At 68.7% G+C, this 16,065-nt stretch carries 16 protein-coding genes; 9 read left to right on the top strand and 7 right to left on the bottom strand.

Annotated features, from left to right (window positions below; all coding sequences use genetic code 11):
• Positions 1–8 precede the first annotated feature (8 nt).
• From glpK to HYU53_01885, 4 genes are all read left to right on the top strand, one after another.
• Positions 9–1,544 carry a glycerol kinase GlpK gene (gene glpK / locus HYU53_01900; GenBank protein MBI2219944.1) on the top strand — a complete coding sequence of 512 codons (1,536 nt, stop codon included), beginning with the start codon at positions 9–11 and terminating at the stop codon, positions 1,542–1,544.
• On the top strand, positions 1,541–3,100 hold the full coding sequence (locus HYU53_01895) for a glycerol-3-phosphate dehydrogenase/oxidase (GenBank protein MBI2219943.1): 1,560 nt from the start codon (positions 1,541–1,543) through the stop codon (positions 3,098–3,100). Before glpK ends, HYU53_01895 begins: the two co-directional genes overlap by 4 nt.
• A gap of 108 nt (positions 3,101–3,208) precedes the next feature.
• Positions 3,209–4,177 carry a ring-cleaving dioxygenase gene (locus HYU53_01890; GenBank protein ID MBI2219942.1) on the top strand — a complete coding sequence of 323 codons (969 nt, stop codon included), beginning with the start codon at positions 3,209–3,211 and terminating at the stop codon, positions 4,175–4,177.
• 4 nt (positions 4,178–4,181) lie between these two features.
• The gene (locus tag HYU53_01885; protein ID MBI2219941.1) at positions 4,182–4,829 is read left to right on the top strand and encodes a dienelactone hydrolase family protein; all 648 of its coding nucleotides are present in this window, start codon (positions 4,182–4,184) and stop codon (positions 4,827–4,829) included.
• On the opposite strand, the gene HYU53_01880 is transcribed toward HYU53_01885, so the two are convergent.
• Genes HYU53_01880 through HYU53_01870 form a run of 3 tightly spaced genes read right to left on the bottom strand, consistent with a single transcriptional unit; the run spans position 4,830 to position 8,516 of the window.
• On the bottom strand, positions 4,830–7,043 hold the full coding sequence (locus tag HYU53_01880) for a TonB-dependent receptor (GenBank protein MBI2219940.1): 2,214 nt from the start codon (positions 7,041–7,043) through the stop codon (positions 4,830–4,832).
• Between the two features lie 51 nt (positions 7,044–7,094).
• On the bottom strand, positions 7,095–7,907 hold the full coding sequence (locus HYU53_01875) for an alpha/beta fold hydrolase (GenBank protein MBI2219939.1): 813 nt from the start codon (positions 7,905–7,907) through the stop codon (positions 7,095–7,097).
• Positions 7,908–7,910: 3 nt separating this feature from the next.
• Positions 7,911–8,516: a hypothetical protein gene (locus tag HYU53_01870; protein ID MBI2219938.1), complete on the bottom strand. Its 606-nt coding sequence runs from the start codon at positions 8,514–8,516 to the stop codon at positions 7,911–7,913.
• Between the two features lie 100 nt (positions 8,517–8,616).
• Between HYU53_01870 and msrA the strand changes: the two genes are divergently transcribed.
• Both msrA and HYU53_01860 read left to right on the top strand, forming a co-directional pair.
• A complete protein-coding gene (gene msrA / locus HYU53_01865) occupies positions 8,617–9,219 on the top strand; it encodes a peptide-methionine (S)-S-oxide reductase MsrA (GenBank protein MBI2219937.1) in 603 nt (200 codons plus the stop codon).
• Positions 9,216–9,467 (top strand): DUF4342 domain-containing protein, encoded by a 252-nt coding sequence (locus HYU53_01860; GenBank protein ID MBI2219936.1) that lies wholly within the window; start codon positions 9,216–9,218, stop codon positions 9,465–9,467. The genes msrA and HYU53_01860 overlap by 4 nt, the downstream gene beginning before the upstream one ends.
• A gap of 98 nt (positions 9,468–9,565) precedes the next feature.
• Here the strand turns inward: HYU53_01860 and HYU53_01855 are convergent, their stop codons facing one another.
• Genes HYU53_01855 through HYU53_01845 form a run of 3 tightly spaced genes read right to left on the bottom strand, consistent with a single transcriptional unit; the run spans position 9,566 to position 12,035 of the window.
• Positions 9,566–10,993, bottom strand: coding sequence for a serine/threonine protein kinase (locus HYU53_01855; protein MBI2219935.1), 1,428 nt, complete (start codon positions 10,991–10,993; stop codon positions 9,566–9,568).
• Positions 10,990–11,481 (bottom strand): sigma-70 family RNA polymerase sigma factor, encoded by a 492-nt coding sequence (locus tag HYU53_01850; GenBank protein MBI2219934.1) that lies wholly within the window; start codon positions 11,479–11,481, stop codon positions 10,990–10,992. Before HYU53_01850 ends, HYU53_01855 begins: the two co-directional genes overlap by 4 nt.
• A 32-nt stretch (positions 11,482–11,513) precedes the next feature.
• Complete coding sequence (locus HYU53_01845) at positions 11,514–12,035, bottom strand: peptidylprolyl isomerase (protein ID MBI2219933.1); 522 nt, start codon at positions 12,033–12,035, stop codon at positions 11,514–11,516.
• A 53-nt stretch (positions 12,036–12,088) separates the two neighbouring features.
• Here HYU53_01845 and HYU53_01840 point away from each other — a divergent pair, with 53 nt between their 5' ends.
• On the top strand, positions 12,089–13,657 hold the full coding sequence (locus HYU53_01840; protein ID MBI2219932.1) for a PAS domain S-box protein: 1,569 nt from the start codon (positions 12,089–12,091) through the stop codon (positions 13,655–13,657).
• Here HYU53_01840 and HYU53_01835 read toward each other — a convergent pair.
• The gene (locus HYU53_01835; GenBank protein MBI2219931.1) at positions 13,641–14,624 is read right to left on the bottom strand and encodes a hypothetical protein; all 984 of its coding nucleotides are present in this window, start codon (positions 14,622–14,624) and stop codon (positions 13,641–13,643) included. The genes HYU53_01840 and HYU53_01835 overlap by 17 nt on opposite strands.
• Before the next feature lie 79 nt (positions 14,625–14,703).
• Between HYU53_01835 and HYU53_01830 the strand changes: the two genes are divergently transcribed.
• Positions 14,704–14,865 (top strand): sigma-70 family RNA polymerase sigma factor, encoded by a 162-nt coding sequence (locus tag HYU53_01830; GenBank protein MBI2219930.1) that lies wholly within the window; start codon positions 14,704–14,706, stop codon positions 14,863–14,865.
• A 68-nt stretch (positions 14,866–14,933) separates the two neighbouring features.
• Complete coding sequence (locus tag HYU53_01825) at positions 14,934–16,049, top strand: RidA family protein (protein MBI2219929.1); 1,116 nt, start codon at positions 14,934–14,936, stop codon at positions 16,047–16,049.
• Positions 16,050–16,065 lie beyond the last annotated feature (16 nt).

Below are 16,065 nucleotides of genomic sequence, written 5' to 3'. Positions count from 1 at the left end.
GCTCCGGGATGGGAAAAAGCCGCGCGCAGTATACTCCGCCGGTGCGCTACATCCTCGCGCTCGACCAGGGCACGACCAGCTCGCGCGCCATTCTCTTCGATCATGCGGGCCGCATCGCCGCGGTCGCGCAGAAGGAGTTCCAGCAGATATTCCCGAAGCCCGGGTGGGTCGAACACGACCCCCAGGAGATCTGGGCGACGCAGATGGCCGTGGCCGTCGAGGCGGTCAGCCGGGCGCAGGCACGCCCGGGTGACGTCGCCGCGATCGGCATCACGAACCAGCGCGAGACCACGATCGTCTGGGACCGCGAGACGGGCGAGCCGGTCTACAACGCCATCGTGTGGCAGGACCGCCGCACCGCGGAGTTCTGCGACCGCCTCAAGGCCGAAGGCCATGAGCCGTTCATCACCGGGCGGACCGGCCTGGTCGTCGACGCGTACTTTTCCGGCAGCAAGGTGGCGTGGATCCTCGAAAACGTTCCCGGCGCCCGCGCGCGGGCCGAAGCGGGCCGCCTGGCGTTTGGCACCGTGGACTCGTGGCTCGTCTGGAAGCTCACCAACGGGGCGGTCCACATCACCGACGTCGGCAACGCCTCGCGGACGATGCTCTTCAACATCCACACGATGTCGTGGGACCCGGAGCTGCTGCGGCTGCTCGCCGTGCCGGCGGCACTGCTGCCGGACGTGCGCGCGTCAAGCGAGGTGTACGGCCGCGTCTCGCGGCTGCTCGGCACCGAGGATGTCGCGATCGCGGGCATCGCGGGGGATCAGCAGGCCGCGCTGTTCGGCCAGATGTGCGTGGCGCCCGGGTTCGCGAAGAACACGTACGGCACCGGGTGCTTCCTGCTGCAGAACACCGGCACGGAGCCGGTCGCATCGAAAAACCGCCTCGTGACAACCGTGGCGTGGCGCATCGGCGGCCGCACGGAGTACGCGCTCGAGGGCAGCGTCTTCATCGGCGGCGCAGTGGTCCAATGGCTGCGCGACGGGCTGCGGTTCTTCGATCGCTCGCCGGACGTCGAGAAGCTCGCCACAACCGTGACCGACAACGGCGGCGTCTATCTCGTCCCGGCGTTCGCCGGCCTCGGCGCCCCACACTGGGATCCATACGCGCGAGGGCTGCTCATCGGCATCACCAGAGGCACCACCAGCGGGCACATCGCGCGCGCCGCCCTCGAGAGCATCGCATACCAGGTGGATGACCTGCTCCAGGCGGTGCGACTCGACTCGGGGATCGCGCTTGGCGAGCTGCGAGTGGACGGCGGCGCATCCACGAACGATGCCTTGATGCAGTTCCAGGCCGATCTCCTGGGAGTGCCCGTCGTCAGGCCGGCCGTGACGGAGACCACCGCGCTCGGCGCGGCGTACCTCGCCGGCCTCGCCGTCGGCTTCTGGGATTCAATCGGCGACGTGGCGCGTCAATGGCGCGTCGAGAAGCGCTTTGAGCCGGCGATGCCTCGCGGGGACGCGGGCCGGTTGCGGGAGCGGTGGCGCGAGGCGGTGTCGCGCGCGAAAGGATGGATTCCCTCCGGCGGTGCCGCATGAACCGCGACGAGATGCTCGGGCGGCTCCGGCAGCAGAAACCCGAATGGGACTTCGTCATCGTCGGCGGCGGAGCGACGGGCGTGGGCATTGCCGTGGACGCAGCATCGCGCGGCTGCGACGTGCTGCTCCTCGAGCAGCACGACTTTGGAAAGGGCACTTCGAGCCGGAGCACGAAGCTGGTGCACGGCGGCGTCCGCTATCTCGAGCAGGGAAACATCTCGCTCGTCATGGAAGCGCTCAAAGAGCGCGGCGTTCTCCGGCAGAACGCGCCGCACCTGGTGAGCAACCTGCCGTTCGTCGTGCCGAATTACGACTGGTGGGAGGCGCCCTTCTTCGGGGTCGGCCTCAAGGTCTACAACCTGCTCGCCGGCAAGTACGGGTTCGGCAATTCGGAGATCCTCACGCGCGAGCAGACGCTCGAGCGGCTGCCGACGATCAAGACGGACGGCCTGCGCGGCGGCGTCGTCTATTACGACGGCCAGTTCGACGATTCGCGCCTGCTGGTGAGCCTCGCGCAGACCGCCGCCGAGCAAGGCGCAACGTTGATCAATTACGCGCAGGTCGTCGCGGTCACGCGGGGGAGCGACGGCCTGCTCGACGGCGTCGTGGCGAGGGACCTGGAGTCGGGTGGCGAGCTGCGCGTTCGGGCCAAGGTGGTCATCAACGCGGCCGGCCCGTTCTCGGACGCCGTTCGGAAGCTCTCGGATCCAGGCGCTCCCGCGCTCATCGCGCCGAGCCAGGGTATCCACCTGGTGTTCGATCGGTCGTTCCTTCCGGGCCGCAGCGCCATCATGGTGCCCCACACGCGCGACGGCCGCGTGATGTTCGCCATTCCCTGGCACGGCCACACGCTGGTCGGCACGACGGACACGCCGATCGACGAGCCCACGTTGGAGCCCGTGGCGCGCGAGGCGGAGATCGAGTTCGTGCTGGAGACCGCCGGGCGGTATCTGCACAAAGCGCCCACGCGCGACGATGTGTTGAGCGTGTTTGTCGGAATCCGGCCGCTCGTGCGGAGCGGCGATCCGCGGATCACGGCGGCGCTCTCGCGCGATCACACGATCCACATCGATCGGTCCGGACTCCTTACCACGACCGGCGGCAAGTGGACGACGTACCGGCACATGGCGGAGGACACGGTGAACCAGGCGATCGAGCTGGCGCGCCTGCCCGAGAAGCCGTGCGTGACCAGGACGCTGAACATCCACGGCTTTCACCCCCACGCCGAACGTTTCGGCCCCCTCAGCGTCTACGGGTCTGACGCGCTGGCGATCCAGGATTTGATGCGGATCGATCCGGAGTTGGCCGAGCCGCTGGATGCGGCGCTGCCACACACGGGCGCGGAGGTCGTGTGGAGCACGCGCGTCGAGATGGCGCGAACCGTGGAGGACGTGCTGGCGCGCCGGTGCCGCGCGCTGTTTCTCGACGCCGCTGCCGCCACGCGCATGGCGCCGGAAGTGGCACGGCTGATGGCACGGGAGCTGAAGCGTGACGAAGGGTGGCAGCGCCGCGAGGTCGCGGCGTTCACATCGCTGGCGAAGCAGTACGTGCTCTGAAACGAAGTGGGACAGTCACACTTTCTTGGGCCGCCTCGGAAACTGTGACTGTCCCACTTATTATGGACCCTCCGCACCTCTCGAGGCGTCATTACAGGACGAGGTGTTATGTCTCGCGTCAATTCCGGGGTCAACGGAATCCACCACATCACCGCGATCTCCGGGCCCGCGCAGGAAAACATCGACTTCTACGCCGGCGTGCTGGGGATGCGGCTCGTCAAGAAATCCGTCAACCAGGACGACCCGGGCACGTACCACCTGTTTTACGCGGACGCCGAAGGTCATCCGGGCGCGGACCTGACGTTCTTTCCGTGGGTGCAGCTTGCCCCGCCGCGGCTTGGCCATGGGCTCGCCGTCGAAGTGGGCCTGGAGGTCCCGGCCGGCAGCCTCGAATTCTGGGGAGGCCGGCTCTCGGGATACCGCGTCCCGCTCGGCGAGATCGAGAATCGGTTCGCCGACCGGGCGCTGGCGCTCGTCGATCCGCACGGCCTTCGCGTGGCGCTGGTGGAACCCTCGCCCGCGCCGCCGCGCGAGTTCACACCGTGGGAGCACAGCACGGTCGCACCCGAGCGGCAGATCCGCGGTCTCTACGGGGCTCAGCTGTGGGAACGGGACGCGGAGACGACCGCCCGCTTTCTGACCTCGTCCTTGGGGTTTCAGCGCCTGGGCGCCCACAACGGATGGACGCGGTTTGGCATTGCCGATGCGGCCGGCGTCCTCGACATCCGCGAAGCCCCGGAGGCCCGTCGCGGCGCATGGGGCGTCGGCAGCGTGCACCACCTCGCGTGGCGCGTGGCGGACGAGGAGCACCAGCTGCAGGTACGCGGCTCGGTCGAACACGAGGGGGCGCACGCCACTCCGGTGATCGATCGGTTCTGGTTCAAATCCGTGTACTTCAAGGAGCCTGGCGGCGTGCTGTTCGAGCTGGCCACCGACGGTCCTGGATTCTCCGTGGACGAGGATCCCGCGCATCTCGGCGAAGCGCTGATCCTGCCGCCGTGGCTCGAACCGGCGCGCGCGCGAATCGAGCAGGCGCTGCCCCCGGTGTCACTGCCGGCCGCCGTGCCGGCGAAGTGACGCGATGATCGGGGAGGTCGCCACACTCGATCCACACGCGGGCCAGCCCGTGTTGCACGCCGGCGCGCGCGCTGCGGACGCGCGGCTCGCGATGATCCTCGTGCACGGGCGCGGCGCGTCGGCAGGCGACATGATGGCGCTCGCGCAGGAGTTCTCCGAGCCCGATGTTGCGTACCTGGCCCCGCAGGCGGCCGGCGGCACGTGGTATCCGTACTCTTTTCTCTCGCCGATCGCGCAAAACGAGCCGGGGATCAGTTCCGGGCTCGGGGCAATCGAGAGGCTGCTGGAATCGCTCGCGCAGCAACGCGTCGGCGCCGACCGCGTCATCCTGCTCGGCTTTTCTCAGGGCGCCTGTCTGGCGCTGGAGTTCGCCGCGCGCCACGCGCGGCGCTACGGCGGCGTGTTCGGGCTGAGCGGCGGGCTCATCGGGCCGGATGGAACGGACCGCGGCTATGGCGGCACGATGGAGGGCACGCCGGTGTTCCTCGGGTGCAGCGACCGGGACCCGCATATCCCCGCCGGGCGCGTGGACGAAGCCGGCGGCGTCTTTCGCCGCCTGGGCGCCGCGGTGGACGAACGGATTTACCCCGGCATGGGGCACACGGTGAACGGCGACGAGATTGAAGCGGTGCGGGCGCGGCTGCGTGCCTGATCAGAACTGCAGAGATGCGGTGATCGACGCCGATCGGCCCGGCGCGTACACCCAGCGCGGGTCCGGGCTGGCGTAGTACTTCTCGTCGAACAGGTTCCGCGCCACGGCGCGGAACTCGAGGTAGCGGCTGGCGCGCCAGCCGCCGCCGAGATCGAACAGCGCCGCGCCGGGCGAGACCACTTCGCTCGGCCCCGGCCGGTCGTCTTCAGCGTAGACGGCGAACCGGGCCTGCGCATACGCCCGCTCGCCAAACGATTTGCGTCCCACCACGGACACGCTCGCCGGCGACACGTCGTCGAGATGAGCACGGTCATCGAGCGCGATTCCGCGTGCCGTATGGGCCGCAAGTTCGAGCGAGTAACCCCTGCCCATCTCGGTGCGAGCTTCCACCTCGACGCCGCGCAGGCGCGCGCGCCCTCGATTGCGGAAAAAGAAGAAGTCAGTTTCCGCCTGATACCGCTCCACCAAATCATTGATCCGGTATTGGTACGCGTAGACCGCGACCTGCCCCCGCCCGCGGGTGTAGCGTGCCGCGACGTCGAGCTGGAGGCTCGTTTCCGGATCGAGGTCCGGATTCCCGGTGATGAAACCGCGCCCCGACGGCCCGCGGAAGTAGCGGTCCGACAGGACCGGGTCGCGGAAGCCGCGGGAGATCTGCGCGCTGAAGCTCGCCCCCTCGAAGGGGCCGACAGTCACGGCGCCAAAGCCCGATACCGCAGCATGGGTCGTCGAGTGGTCGCCGAAGTGGCCCCCTTCGCTCCTCGTCGCGACACGATCGACGCGGGCGCCCCCTGAGAGCCGCGTCCAACTGAACGCTGACTCCGCCTGGAGGTATGCGCCTGCATCGACGCGACGGGCGTTATCGACCGACACGTTGACGGCGTCTTCGACCAGGGCGCCCGAGAGGTCGTAGACCTCGACCATGTCGGTCGCTTCGAGACCGAAGCGCCCGTTCACATCCACGCCAAACTCCAGCCTTGACTGTCCGGCCAGCTTCTCCGCGCTGCCCTTCACGTGGAAATCATTCGCGGTCACGTCAGCGCGCTCGAGGGTCCGCCCCTTCGTCGCGGTGGCGAATTGCTCCTGGTCCGTGCGCTGATCGGAGGTGCCGAAGAAGCCCGTCAGCGAGATCTGCTTGAGCCCTGCCACGTCCGCAACTTCATAGGAGGCGGTGAGGCGGTGCGAGTTCTCGAACGGGTAAGAGACGCGCACCTGGCGCGAGTTGTTCCGGGGCCGCTCGACATCGCGGCCGTAGTCGCTCTGCCAGCCCGCCGAGAACAATCCGCCGGCCAGCTCGTGGTTGACGTGCAGCAGGAAACCGCGATCTTCCCACCCGGAGTTGAAGACCGTTCCGGCAGGGGTGTCGTAATCCTCGGCGTTCCGCACGTGCGCGTGCATGAGCACGCCGCCGCGGGCGATCCCTTTTGACAGTTCCAGCGAGCCGCGCTGTTCGGGGCTGCCGGCCGCATACGTGCCGCTGAGGCGCGCGCGCAGCGGGCTGCCCGGCTCGGCGCGGCGCGTGCGTACCGAGATCACGCCGCCGAGCGCATCGGATCCGTAGGCGACCGATCCCGGGCCGCGGGCGACGTCGATGCCCTCGACGACGGATGGATCGAGAAAGGTTGCGCTCGGCCCGACGCGGCGTTCGGCGGTGACGCGCGCGCCATCGACGAGCAGCAACGTGCGCCCGCGCGCCAGGCCGCGCAGCGCTGGCACCGCGGCGTGTCCCTCGGACACCTGGTTGACGCCGGGAACCGTTTCGAGCGCCTGCATCAGGTGCTCGGGCGTCCGCTGCGCGATCTGAGAACTGGAGAGGATCGTCGTGCCCGAAGCCGGTGTCGTATCAACGCTCGGCGCGGCGCCGAGCACCGTGACGGATTCGTCCGCGAGCGGGTTGACCGGGATCGTGATTTCGTCGGCCAGCGATTCCACGAGCACGGGGCGCGCCACCTGTCCGCCGGGAAGGATCACGATCACCTGGAACGGGACCGCGGGGCGTGGCAGCCACGTGAAGCGGCCGTCTTCCGCGGTCCGCACCGAGCCGGTGAGACCGACGATCGAGACCGAGGCTCCGGCCACCGGCACGCTGGTCCGCTCGTCGACGACTCGCCCGTGGAATCCCGCGGCGTCCTGCGCCGACACGGGTGACGGACCAAGAAGGATGATCAGGATGAGAACAGGGAACAAGATGCCCGCCGGCCGCGACTGACGCATGAAGGACTTGAGTCTACGGACGGGATTCGATCTACTACCAGCGATCGTACGTTATGGGTGCGCCGACAGAAAGGACAAGACGACCCGGTTGAACTCCTCCGGCCGTTCCCAGCAGGACGCGTGACCGGCGCCGGCTATGACGCGGAATTCCGAGCCGGGAATCGCGCGATGGATGCGCGCGGCGTGATCGGGCCCCTTCAACCGATCCTGGTCGCCGACGAGAACGCACGTCGGCGCGGTCACCTCGCGCAGCCGGCCGGTGAAATCCACCGATGTCAGGAAGGACTCGCACAGCCGTGCGACAGCAGGGAAATCGAGCGCATCGTAGCGGCGCCGCGCGTCCGCGAGCAGGTCCGCGTGCGTGTCGATGAACGCCCGCGAGAAGTTCCAGCCGACCGTCACGTCGAAGAACCGCTCTGCGTCCGCGGTGCGCGCGACCTCGAGCCACTCGCCGATGATCTCCTGGAGATCGGGCGTGACCTCGCTCACGGTATCCGCAAGGACCAGGCTCCTGACGCGATCCGGGTGAGCGAGCGCAAACGCCTGCGCCACCTCGCCGCCGTACGAGATGCCGGCGATGTGCGCGCGAGGGATCCGGAGATGATCGAGCAGCGCTGCCAGATCGTCGGCGTGCAGCGCCATGGTGTAGGGGCTCTCGGGATGGTCCGACTGTCCCTGCCCGCGGCAGTCGTACAGGATGAGGCGAAACTCGCGGGAGAGCACCGGCACCTGCAGCGGCCAGCTCGCCGTGGTCATCAGGATGCCGTTGTTCAGGACGAGAGCAGGAGCGTCGCCCGGGCCGTGGAGCTCGTAATAAAGGCTCACGGCGTCGGGGCGGCCCGGGTGAATCGACGCGCGGGGCACGCGTTACTGCTTTGCCGTCATCGCGGCAGCCACGGCTTCCGACGCCTTTTCGACGAGCGGCGTCAGCAGATCCTCGCCGTCGGTCCGCGCCTTCATCTGTTCCGTCTTCGGTCGCAGGATGGGCCGTCCATCGGCGGTGTCGAGACGGTACTCGAGACGGAACTCGTCTCGCGCGCGTGTGGTGGAGGAGACGGTGGAGATCGCGCGCGCCCCCGCGACCGCCGCCGAGCGGGCGGCGGCGCTGCCGGCGGAGTAACCGCCCGGCACGTGCCAGAGCGCCCCCTCGGCGGCTTCTCCGACGACCTTGCCCAGCCGGCTCGGGCCCTTGCGCTTCTGCGTGAGCGAGGCGAGGAGCACGCGCTCGCAGTTCTTCACGCGCGCTTCCTCCATCGCCTGCGACGCGAGGCGCGCCTCGAGCGCCACGGACTTGAGCGTCGGTCCCGTCAGGTAGCTCGCGAACATGTCGCGCAGGCCCGCCGCGGCGGTTGCCGCATCGCCCTGGACGATCTGCACCCGTGGCATGGCAATGCAGACCGACGCCTCCGTCTGCGACGGGAGCGAGGACGCAACGTGGAGCATGGCGACGACCAGCGCGGTGGTGAGCAGCATCGGGGTATTCTAGGTGGAATAAGGGGGACAGTCACACTTTCCTGGGCCGCGACTTCGGAAAGTGTGACTGTCCCCCTTATCCCCCCCGGCTGGAGAGCGAATGCGCGAGAGTTTTCCCGATCCGATCGCCGATATCCCCCTCGCGGCCGCGAGCGGAAGCGAGGCGGCCGCCGTGCTCGCCGGCGGCTGTTTCTGGTGTGTGGAGGCGGTGTACCTGCAGCTCGACGGTGTCGCGTCGGTGGTCTCCGGCTACGCCGGGGGCACCCGCGAGACCGCCAACTACGAAGCGGTGTGCAGCGGCACCACGGGACACGCCGAGGCCGTGCGGATTCGCTACGATCCTTCACGGATCACGTACGGCCAGATCCTGAAGGTGTTCTTCTACATCGCGCACGATCCCACGCAGCTCAACGCGCAGGGGGCGGATCGCGGGACACAGTACCGGTCCGCGATCTTCTACGAGGACGCGCAGCAGAAAGATGCCGCCGCGGCCTATATCCGCCAGCTCGACGCGGCGCGGGTCTTTCCCGCGCCGATCGTGACGACGCTCGAGCCGCTCACGGAGTTCTACGAGGCCGAGCCGTACCACCAGAACTACGCGGCGCGTCATCCCTCGCAGCCGTACGTCGCGTACGTCGCGGCGCCCAAGGTCGAAAAGCTGCGCGCGCGACTGCCGGATCGCCTGAAGAGAGGACATGGATGACCGAGCGCACGTGGTGGGAGAAGGTCAACGCGCAGGGCAACGAGCTCGTCGAGGAGCTCAGGAGAATCATCCACGAAGGCAACGTCCGCCGCGTCGTCGTGAAACAGGGCGCCCGCACGATCGCGGAATTCCCGCTCACGGCAGGTGTCGTGGGCGCGGTGTTCGCGCCGGTGCTGGCGGCAATCGGCGCGCTCGTCGCCATTGTGAACGACTGCACGATCGAGGTGGAACGCGAGGGCCGGGAATGACGGTCGGCCTCGTCGCGTGCCTCGTGCCCGCCGCGCGCGCGACGCGCATCGCGCCCACAGACGCGCTGCGCGCCGAATGAATAGGGCGCCCGCGTCGTCTAAGCGGCGCCGGGACCGAAAGCGGCGCGTGCCGTCGCCGGCTCGATGAGGAGCAGCGCCAGGAACGACGCGACGGCCGCGACGATAAAGAGGGGCGCGGCCCCAAGGTCGGCGTTCGCGGCCGACAGCGCCGTGAGGAGAAGCAGCGCGGCGTACACGAAATCGAGCACGAGCAACGGCCGCCGCACGCGGGCGCGATGCACGGCCAGTCCCTCGTGATCGTACCGCGACGTAAACCACAGGTGCAGCCGCATCGTCACCGCCGCGGTCTCGACGGCGAGCGCCGTGTAGAACACGACGTTCCCCCACGGCGGTGGGAACCAGCCGCGTGCGAACCACAGCGCGACCAGCATCGAAGAATGAAAGACCGATACGGCGAGCTGGTGAAACTGCCACCACCAGAGGCGGATTGACCGAGCCGCGCCGGCCGGAAGGCTCTCGCGGCCTGCCGCGAGCGCGGCCAGCAGATCGAGTCCCGAATCGAACCGCTCGTCGGGGTTCGGGCGCAGGCAGCGCCGGATGACGGCGTCCAGCTGCGGGGCCATGGGGCGCGACGGCGCCGCATCGCCGGGGCGCTCGCCGGTGGCCAGCTCGTGCAGCACGACGCCGAATGCCCAGATGTCGGCGCGGCGATCGGCCGGCTCGCCGCGGAGCTGCTCGGGCGCCATGTACCCTGGCGTGCCGAGCAGTCCACCCGAAACGGTGAGACGCGTCAGCGTGGGTGCCGATTCGAGCCCGATCATCCGGGCGAGGCCGAAGTCGAGCACCTTGATCTGCCCATCCTCCCGCCGCACGATGTTCTCCGGCTTCAGATCGCGGTGGACGATGCCCTGCGAGTGGGCGGCCGCGAGCGCGCCCGCGATCGCGCGCGCCGTGTCCATCAGGCGCCCCGACGGCAGGGGGCCCGCCGTGAGCTCCTCACGAAGCGTATGGCCGGGGACGTACTCGCTTGCAATGAACAGCTCGCCGTCGCTCTCCTCGAGCGCGTACACGGTGGCGATGGCGGGGTGCGACAGGGAAGCGGCCGCGCGCGCCTCGCGCCGGAGCCGCTCCCGCATCCGATCGTCGCGCGCCAGTTCGGGAGCGACCGCCTTCAGCGCGACGGTACGGCCGAGGCGCGTATCCTCCGCGCAGAAGACGACGCCCATGCCGCCGCGGGCGATTTGCGAGCGGATGACGTACGGTCCCACCCGGCGTCCGACGGGAACGCCCAGGTTGGGATCGAGCGCGGCGGCAGGCCGTTCCAGGAAACCCCCGCTCGACGCGCGCTTGTGCGCCGCGAGCAGCGTGCGGAGTTCGGCGGCGACGTCGGGCTCGGCGCGCGCGAGCTCGGACAGCCAGCGCTCGCGCTCCCCGGACGCGCGGTCGAGCGCCTGGGCGAGGAGATCGCTCACCCGGCGCCATCGCGCCCGATCGGCATCGCTCATACGGGGCGCGCCAGCTCGCGCGCGAGCCACGCGCGCGCGACCGCCCAGTGCCGCTTGACCGTAGCCGCCGACACGCCGAGGGCTTCGGCGGTTTCCTCCACGCTCAACCCCCCGAAGAACCGCAGCTCGACGATCCGCGCCTGCTGCGCGTCGAGCGCCGCGAGGCGGGTGAGCGCCTCGTCCAGCGCATCGAGGTCCACGGGCGATTCAGGGCTCGCCGCGAGCCCCTCGACCAGCGTCACGCGCGGCGCGCCGCCCCCGCGCTTCTGCGCGTGGCGGGCGCGCGCCCGCTCGACCAGGATCTGCCGCATCGCGTTGGCGGCAATCGCGCAGAAGTGCGCGCGGTTGTGAAAGCGGGGGTGCTGCCCGGCCAGCCGGACGTAGGCCTCGTTGACCAGCGCCGTCGGCTGCAGCGTCTGGCCCGGGCGTTCGCGCCGGAGATACGCCGCGGCCACCCGCCGGAGTTCCGCGTACACGGCGGGCAGCATCTCGTCGAGCGCGCCGCGATCGCGATCGTCCACTACTTCACGCGTTCGATGGTGACTGTGTTCATCACGACCGGCTTCACCGGTCGATCGTTGCGGTCGGTGGGGACCTTGCCAATCTTCTTCACGACGTCGAGCCCCTCCACCACCTCGCCGAAGATCGAGTGGCGGTTGTCGAGGTGCGGCGTGGGCGCGAGCGTGACGAAGAACTGGCTGCCGTTCGTGTTCGGTCCCGCATTCGCCATCGACAGCAGTCCGGCGCGCTCGTGCCGCAGCGACGGGTGGAACTCATCGGCGAAGTTGTACCCCGGGCCGCCGTAGCCCTGTCCCAGCGGATCGCCCCCCTGGATCATGAACCCGTCAATCACGCGGTGGAAGACGATCCCGTCGTAGTACGGCCGCTTGGCGGCGGCGCCGGTCTTCGGGTCGCGGAACTCTTTCGTTCCCTCCGCCAGCCCGACGAAATTCGCCACCGTCTTGGGGGCTTCCTTCTCGAAGAAACGGACGGTGAACCGGCCTTCGGTCGTGTCGAAATGCGCGTAGAGCCCTGGAGTCATGCCCTCACTTTATCCGATCCGGGTACAATAGGCCGATTCCCAGCTTCAATTCCATGCAGCCGATGCACGCGTCGCCCGAGGACCCCTGCCCGTCGCCTTCGCACTGTGACACGGAAGTCCGCTACCGCACGCTGCTCGAAGAAGCGTCGGACGGCATCGTGGTGTTCGACGACGACGGCCGGTACGTCGAGGCGAATCCCTCCCTGTGCGCGATGCTCGGATACACGCGCGACGAGATTCTCGCGATGCGCGCCCCCGACATCATCGATCCGGCCGACCTCGAGCGGGAGCCGATCGGCTGGGACACGCTCAGGGCCGGGCTCGTTCGCATCGTGGAGCGCCGTTTCGTCCGGAAAGACGGGTCCATCGTTCCCGCCGAAACGAAGACCAGGCGGATGCAGGACGGCCGCTATCTCGCGATCGTCCGCGACATCACCGAGCGGCGGAAGACCGAAGAAGCGCTCGCGGCGCTCCGGGATCGCGAGGAACAGCTGCGGCAGGCACAGAAGATCGAAGCGATCGGGCGGCTTGCCGGGGGAGTGGCACACGACTTCAACAACGTGCTCACGGCGATCATGGGTTACACCGATCTCCTGCTCGACGATTTCCCCGACGAAGACGACCAGCATCGCCGGGACCTGACGGAGATCAAGAAGGCGGCGGAGCGCGCCGCCGGGCTGACGCGCCAGCTGCTCGCATTCTCGCGCAAGCAGGTGCTCCAACCGGTGCTGCTGGATCTCAACGCGATCGTTGGCGGGGTCGACAAGCTCGTGCGCCGGCTCGTCAGCGATGAGATCGTGTTCGCCTTCGAGCAATCGCCGGATCTGGGCAAAGTGGTCGCCGACCCGGGGCAGATCGAGCAGGTGCTGATCAACCTGGCGGTCAATGCCCGCGATGCGATGCCGGAAGGGGGGCGTCTCACCATCCGCACGCGCAACGTCACGATGACGCCCGCCGATGCGCACCGGCTGGTGCCGCTGACCCCCGGCGCGTACGTGGCGCTCGAGGTCGCCGACACGGGTCATGGCATCCCGCGCCACGTGGCGCCGCACATCTTCGAGCCGTTCTTCACCACGAAGCCGCAAGGCAGGGGCACCGGCCTCGGCCTGGCGACCGTCTACGGCATCGTCAAGCAGAGCGACGGCTTCATCTTCGTGGACTCAGTCGAGCAGCAGGGAGCGACGTTCACCATTTATTTCCCGCGTGCGGCGGAGCCGGATGCGGCCGCCGCCCGTGCGACCGGGGAGGCACCCGCGGATGCTGTCGTGCTGCTGGTGGAGGATGAAGCCGCCGTGCGGGCGCTTGCGGCGGGAGTGCTGCGCCGCCAGGGCCTGACGGTCCTCGAGGCGCCGAACGCCGCGACGGCGCTGCAGGTGGCGGAGAACCATCACCGCATCGACCTGCTGCTGACCGACATCATCATGCCGGGCGGCAGCGGGCACGAGCTGGCGCAGCAGCTGCGGCGCCAGCGTCCCGGCATCAAGGTCGTCTACATGTCTGGCTATACGAACGAGGGCGTGCGGCAGGCCGCGGCCGCGGGCGGCATTCCGTTCGTCCAGAAGCCGTTCAGCACACACGCCCTCGTCAAGATCGTGAACGAAGCGCTCAGGACTTCTGCTTGAAGCCGGCGGGCACCTGCACGTCGTTTGGCGTCACGCTGGTCCCGACGCTGAGCACCTGGTGCGTGAGGGTCATGACCGTGGATTCCGCGCCGGCGGCCTGATCCTGCTTCTTCTTCATCATGCGCCGCGCGAGCATGCCTCCCAGCCCGCCGCCGCCTGATTCTTCCTCGTTCGCCTGAGACAGCTGTTCGGGGCTCTTGACGCCCTTGACGACCATGACGCTCTCGAGCGGCGTTCCGTCCAGCTTCGAGCCCTCCGCCTGCATCCGCGCGAGTCCGTTCTGCAGCCCGGGGTACATCGCGAGCGCTGCCGCAAGCTGCTCCATCGAGACCCCAGCCGCGCCGGAGGCATCCAGCTTCTTCGCATACCGGACCTCGAAGTCGGCGATCTCTTTCATCGCCGGAATGCGCGGCGCGAGCCAGCTGTCCTGCGTGATCACCATTCCGCCGCCCTGTTCGAGCGTCTTGCCTTTCTCGCGGATCGTGATGGTCACGATGACCTCGCGCGTGCTGTAGCCGGCGATCGCCTTCGTCTGGCCGGTTTCCTTCACGTCGAAATCGATCTCGTACTCCTTGCCTTTCTCCGCCGGCTGCCCGCCCCCCTCTTCCTTCGCGTCCTTGTCCGCCTTCTCGCGCGCCTCGCGGATCCGCCGGCGGATTTCCTCGAAGGTCGTCACCGTGTAGGTCTTCTTCCTCACGTCGAGGTCGTAGATCTGCTCCTCGGCCAGGTCGATGATCTGCCCCGTGTTCTCGTTCAGCGTCGCCTTGCGGTCGCCCTTCACGGCGACATCGGACACAACCCCTTCTTTGGCTGCCTTGCCGCCGAACAGGTTCACCATGCGGCCGAGCATCCCTTCGAACTTGACGTGGCCCTTTTCCTGCGTCTTGACGTCGCCACCGAGCGGGACGGCTGACACGGTGCCAATCGCCACCGCCAGCAGGGCCACTGTAAGTGCACGTGTTCTCATGAGCCGAACCTCCGATGTGGGGAACTGGAGCAGTGTATACCAGGGCGTTGACGCCGGGCGCGCGGGGTCGTCTTCATGAATGAGCTGCCAGACGTCGCGACGGACCGGGCCGCGCGCCCAGGTCGATGACCTGGTCCAGGACGTGTTCGTCGCGGCCTGGCGAGTTGCCGGAGGCTTATCGCGAGACGCTGGTCCTGCGGCTGGTGGAGGGATTGACGGAGGTGACGCCGCGATGCGATAGACTTCTGCGCGATGCTGAATGGCTCGCTGGCTGCCGCGCTTGCCGCCGCAGCCGCAGGAGTCCTCGCCGTGACGTCATCTTCGTTCTCGCAGCCTGACAGACGTTCGCTCCCCCTCTCTCCAACAGTCACCGCCGGCGGCCTCGTCTATGTATCCGGCATGCGCGCCGGGGAAGAACCGGCGGCGCTTCCGGCCGACATCACGGCGCAGACGCGCGCGACGCTCGAGCGGGTGAACGCGGCGCTTGGCGTATCGGGAATCTCGCTGCACGAGGCGGCTTCGGTCACGGTGTACCTCAAGCGCGCTGAAGACTTCGCGGCGATGAACGAGGTGTACCGTACGTTTGTCGGCGACGCGCCGCCGGCACGCACGACCGTCGTCGCACAGATGATGCGTGAGGACGCACTCCTCGAGATTTCGGTCGTGGCCGCGGCACGCGGCACCGCGCGCCGCGTGCTGCATCCCAAGGCGTGGCTGCGCTCGCCGAACCCCTACAGCTACGCGGTCGAGGCGGGCGACACCGTGTTTCTCTCCGGCCTCATCGCCCGCAACGCGGCGGACAACTCGTTTGCCGGCGGCGACATGACGGCGCAGTCGAAGGCGGCCCTCGAGAACGCGCGCGCGATCCTCGCCGAGGCCGGACTCGGCTTCGAGCATGTCGTCAGCGCGCGCGTGTACATCACTGACCGCGCGCAGGTCCACGCCATGAACGCCGTGTACCGCACGTACTTCACCGCGGATCCGCCGGCGCGGGCGACCGTCGGTGCCGCGCTGATGCAGCCCGCGTACCTCGTGGAGATGACCTTCGTGGCAAGCCGGTCGCCGAAGCGGGTCATTGCGGGCGATGGTGCGCCGAACTCGAATTGCAGCCCCGCGATCGTCGCGGGATCGAGGCTGTATCTGTCCGGGGCGCGTGGGGTGACGCCGGAAACGCGCAACGACGCAGGTGCCCAGACGCGGCAGGCGCTCCGCCGGCTGCACGACCTCATCGCGCGCGCCGGCTTCAAGACGACCGACGTGGTGGACAGCGTTGTGCACCTCAGTCAACGGCAGCACTTCGCGGTGATGAACGCGGCGTTTCGCGAGGCGATGTCGCCGCCGTTTCCGGCGCGGGCCACGGTCGAGACCGCCCTCGTGGCGCCGGACGGGCTGGTGGAGATCGCGTTGACGGCCGCGCGGAAATAAGGGGGACAGTCACACT

The organism is Acidobacteriota bacterium (assembly GCA_016184105.1).
Taxonomy (GTDB): Bacteria; Acidobacteriota; Vicinamibacteria; order Vicinamibacterales; family 2-12-FULL-66-21; genus JACPDI01.
Note: the sequence above shows the minus strand (reverse complement) of the source record. Positions and strands in the feature narration are given on the sequence as shown.

Excerpts from the sequence above, each read along its gene's own strand:
- HYU53_01860 (MBI2219936.1), top strand. The coding sequence starts at position 9,216 with ATGACCGAGCGCACGTGGTGGGAGAAGGTCAACGCGCAGGGCAACGAG.
- HYU53_01855 (MBI2219935.1), bottom strand. The coding sequence starts at position 10,993 with ATGAGCGATGCCGATCGGGCGCGATGGCGCCGGGTGAGCGATCTCCTC.
- HYU53_01870 (MBI2219938.1), bottom strand. The coding sequence starts at position 8,516 with ATGCTGCTCACCACCGCGCTGGTCGTCGCCATGCTCCACGTTGCGTCC.
- HYU53_01895 (MBI2219943.1), top strand. The coding sequence starts at position 1,541 with ATGAACCGCGACGAGATGCTCGGGCGGCTCCGGCAGCAGAAACCCGAA.
- HYU53_01845 (MBI2219933.1), bottom strand. The coding sequence starts at position 12,035 with ATGACTCCAGGGCTCTACGCGCATTTCGACACGACCGAAGGCCGGTTC.
- HYU53_01885 (MBI2219941.1), top strand. The coding sequence starts at position 4,182 with ATGATCGGGGAGGTCGCCACACTCGATCCACACGCGGGCCAGCCCGTG.
- HYU53_01890 (MBI2219942.1), top strand. The coding sequence starts at position 3,209 with ATGTCTCGCGTCAATTCCGGGGTCAACGGAATCCACCACATCACCGCG.
- msrA (MBI2219937.1), top strand. The coding sequence starts at position 8,617 with ATGCGCGAGAGTTTTCCCGATCCGATCGCCGATATCCCCCTCGCGGCC.
- HYU53_01835 (MBI2219931.1), bottom strand. The coding sequence starts at position 14,624 with ATGAGAACACGTGCACTTACAGTGGCCCTGCTGGCGGTGGCGATTGGC.
- glpK (MBI2219944.1), top strand. The coding sequence starts at position 9 with ATGGGAAAAAGCCGCGCGCAGTATACTCCGCCGGTGCGCTACATCCTC.
- HYU53_01840 (MBI2219932.1), top strand. The coding sequence starts at position 12,089 with ATGCAGCCGATGCACGCGTCGCCCGAGGACCCCTGCCCGTCGCCTTCG.
- HYU53_01880 (MBI2219940.1), bottom strand. The coding sequence starts at position 7,043 with ATGCGTCAGTCGCGGCCGGCGGGCATCTTGTTCCCTGTTCTCATCCTG.
- HYU53_01850 (MBI2219934.1), bottom strand. The coding sequence starts at position 11,481 with ATGCTGCCCGCCGTGTACGCGGAACTCCGGCGGGTGGCCGCGGCGTAT.
- HYU53_01830 (MBI2219930.1), top strand. The coding sequence starts at position 14,704 with ATGAGCTGCCAGACGTCGCGACGGACCGGGCCGCGCGCCCAGGTCGAT.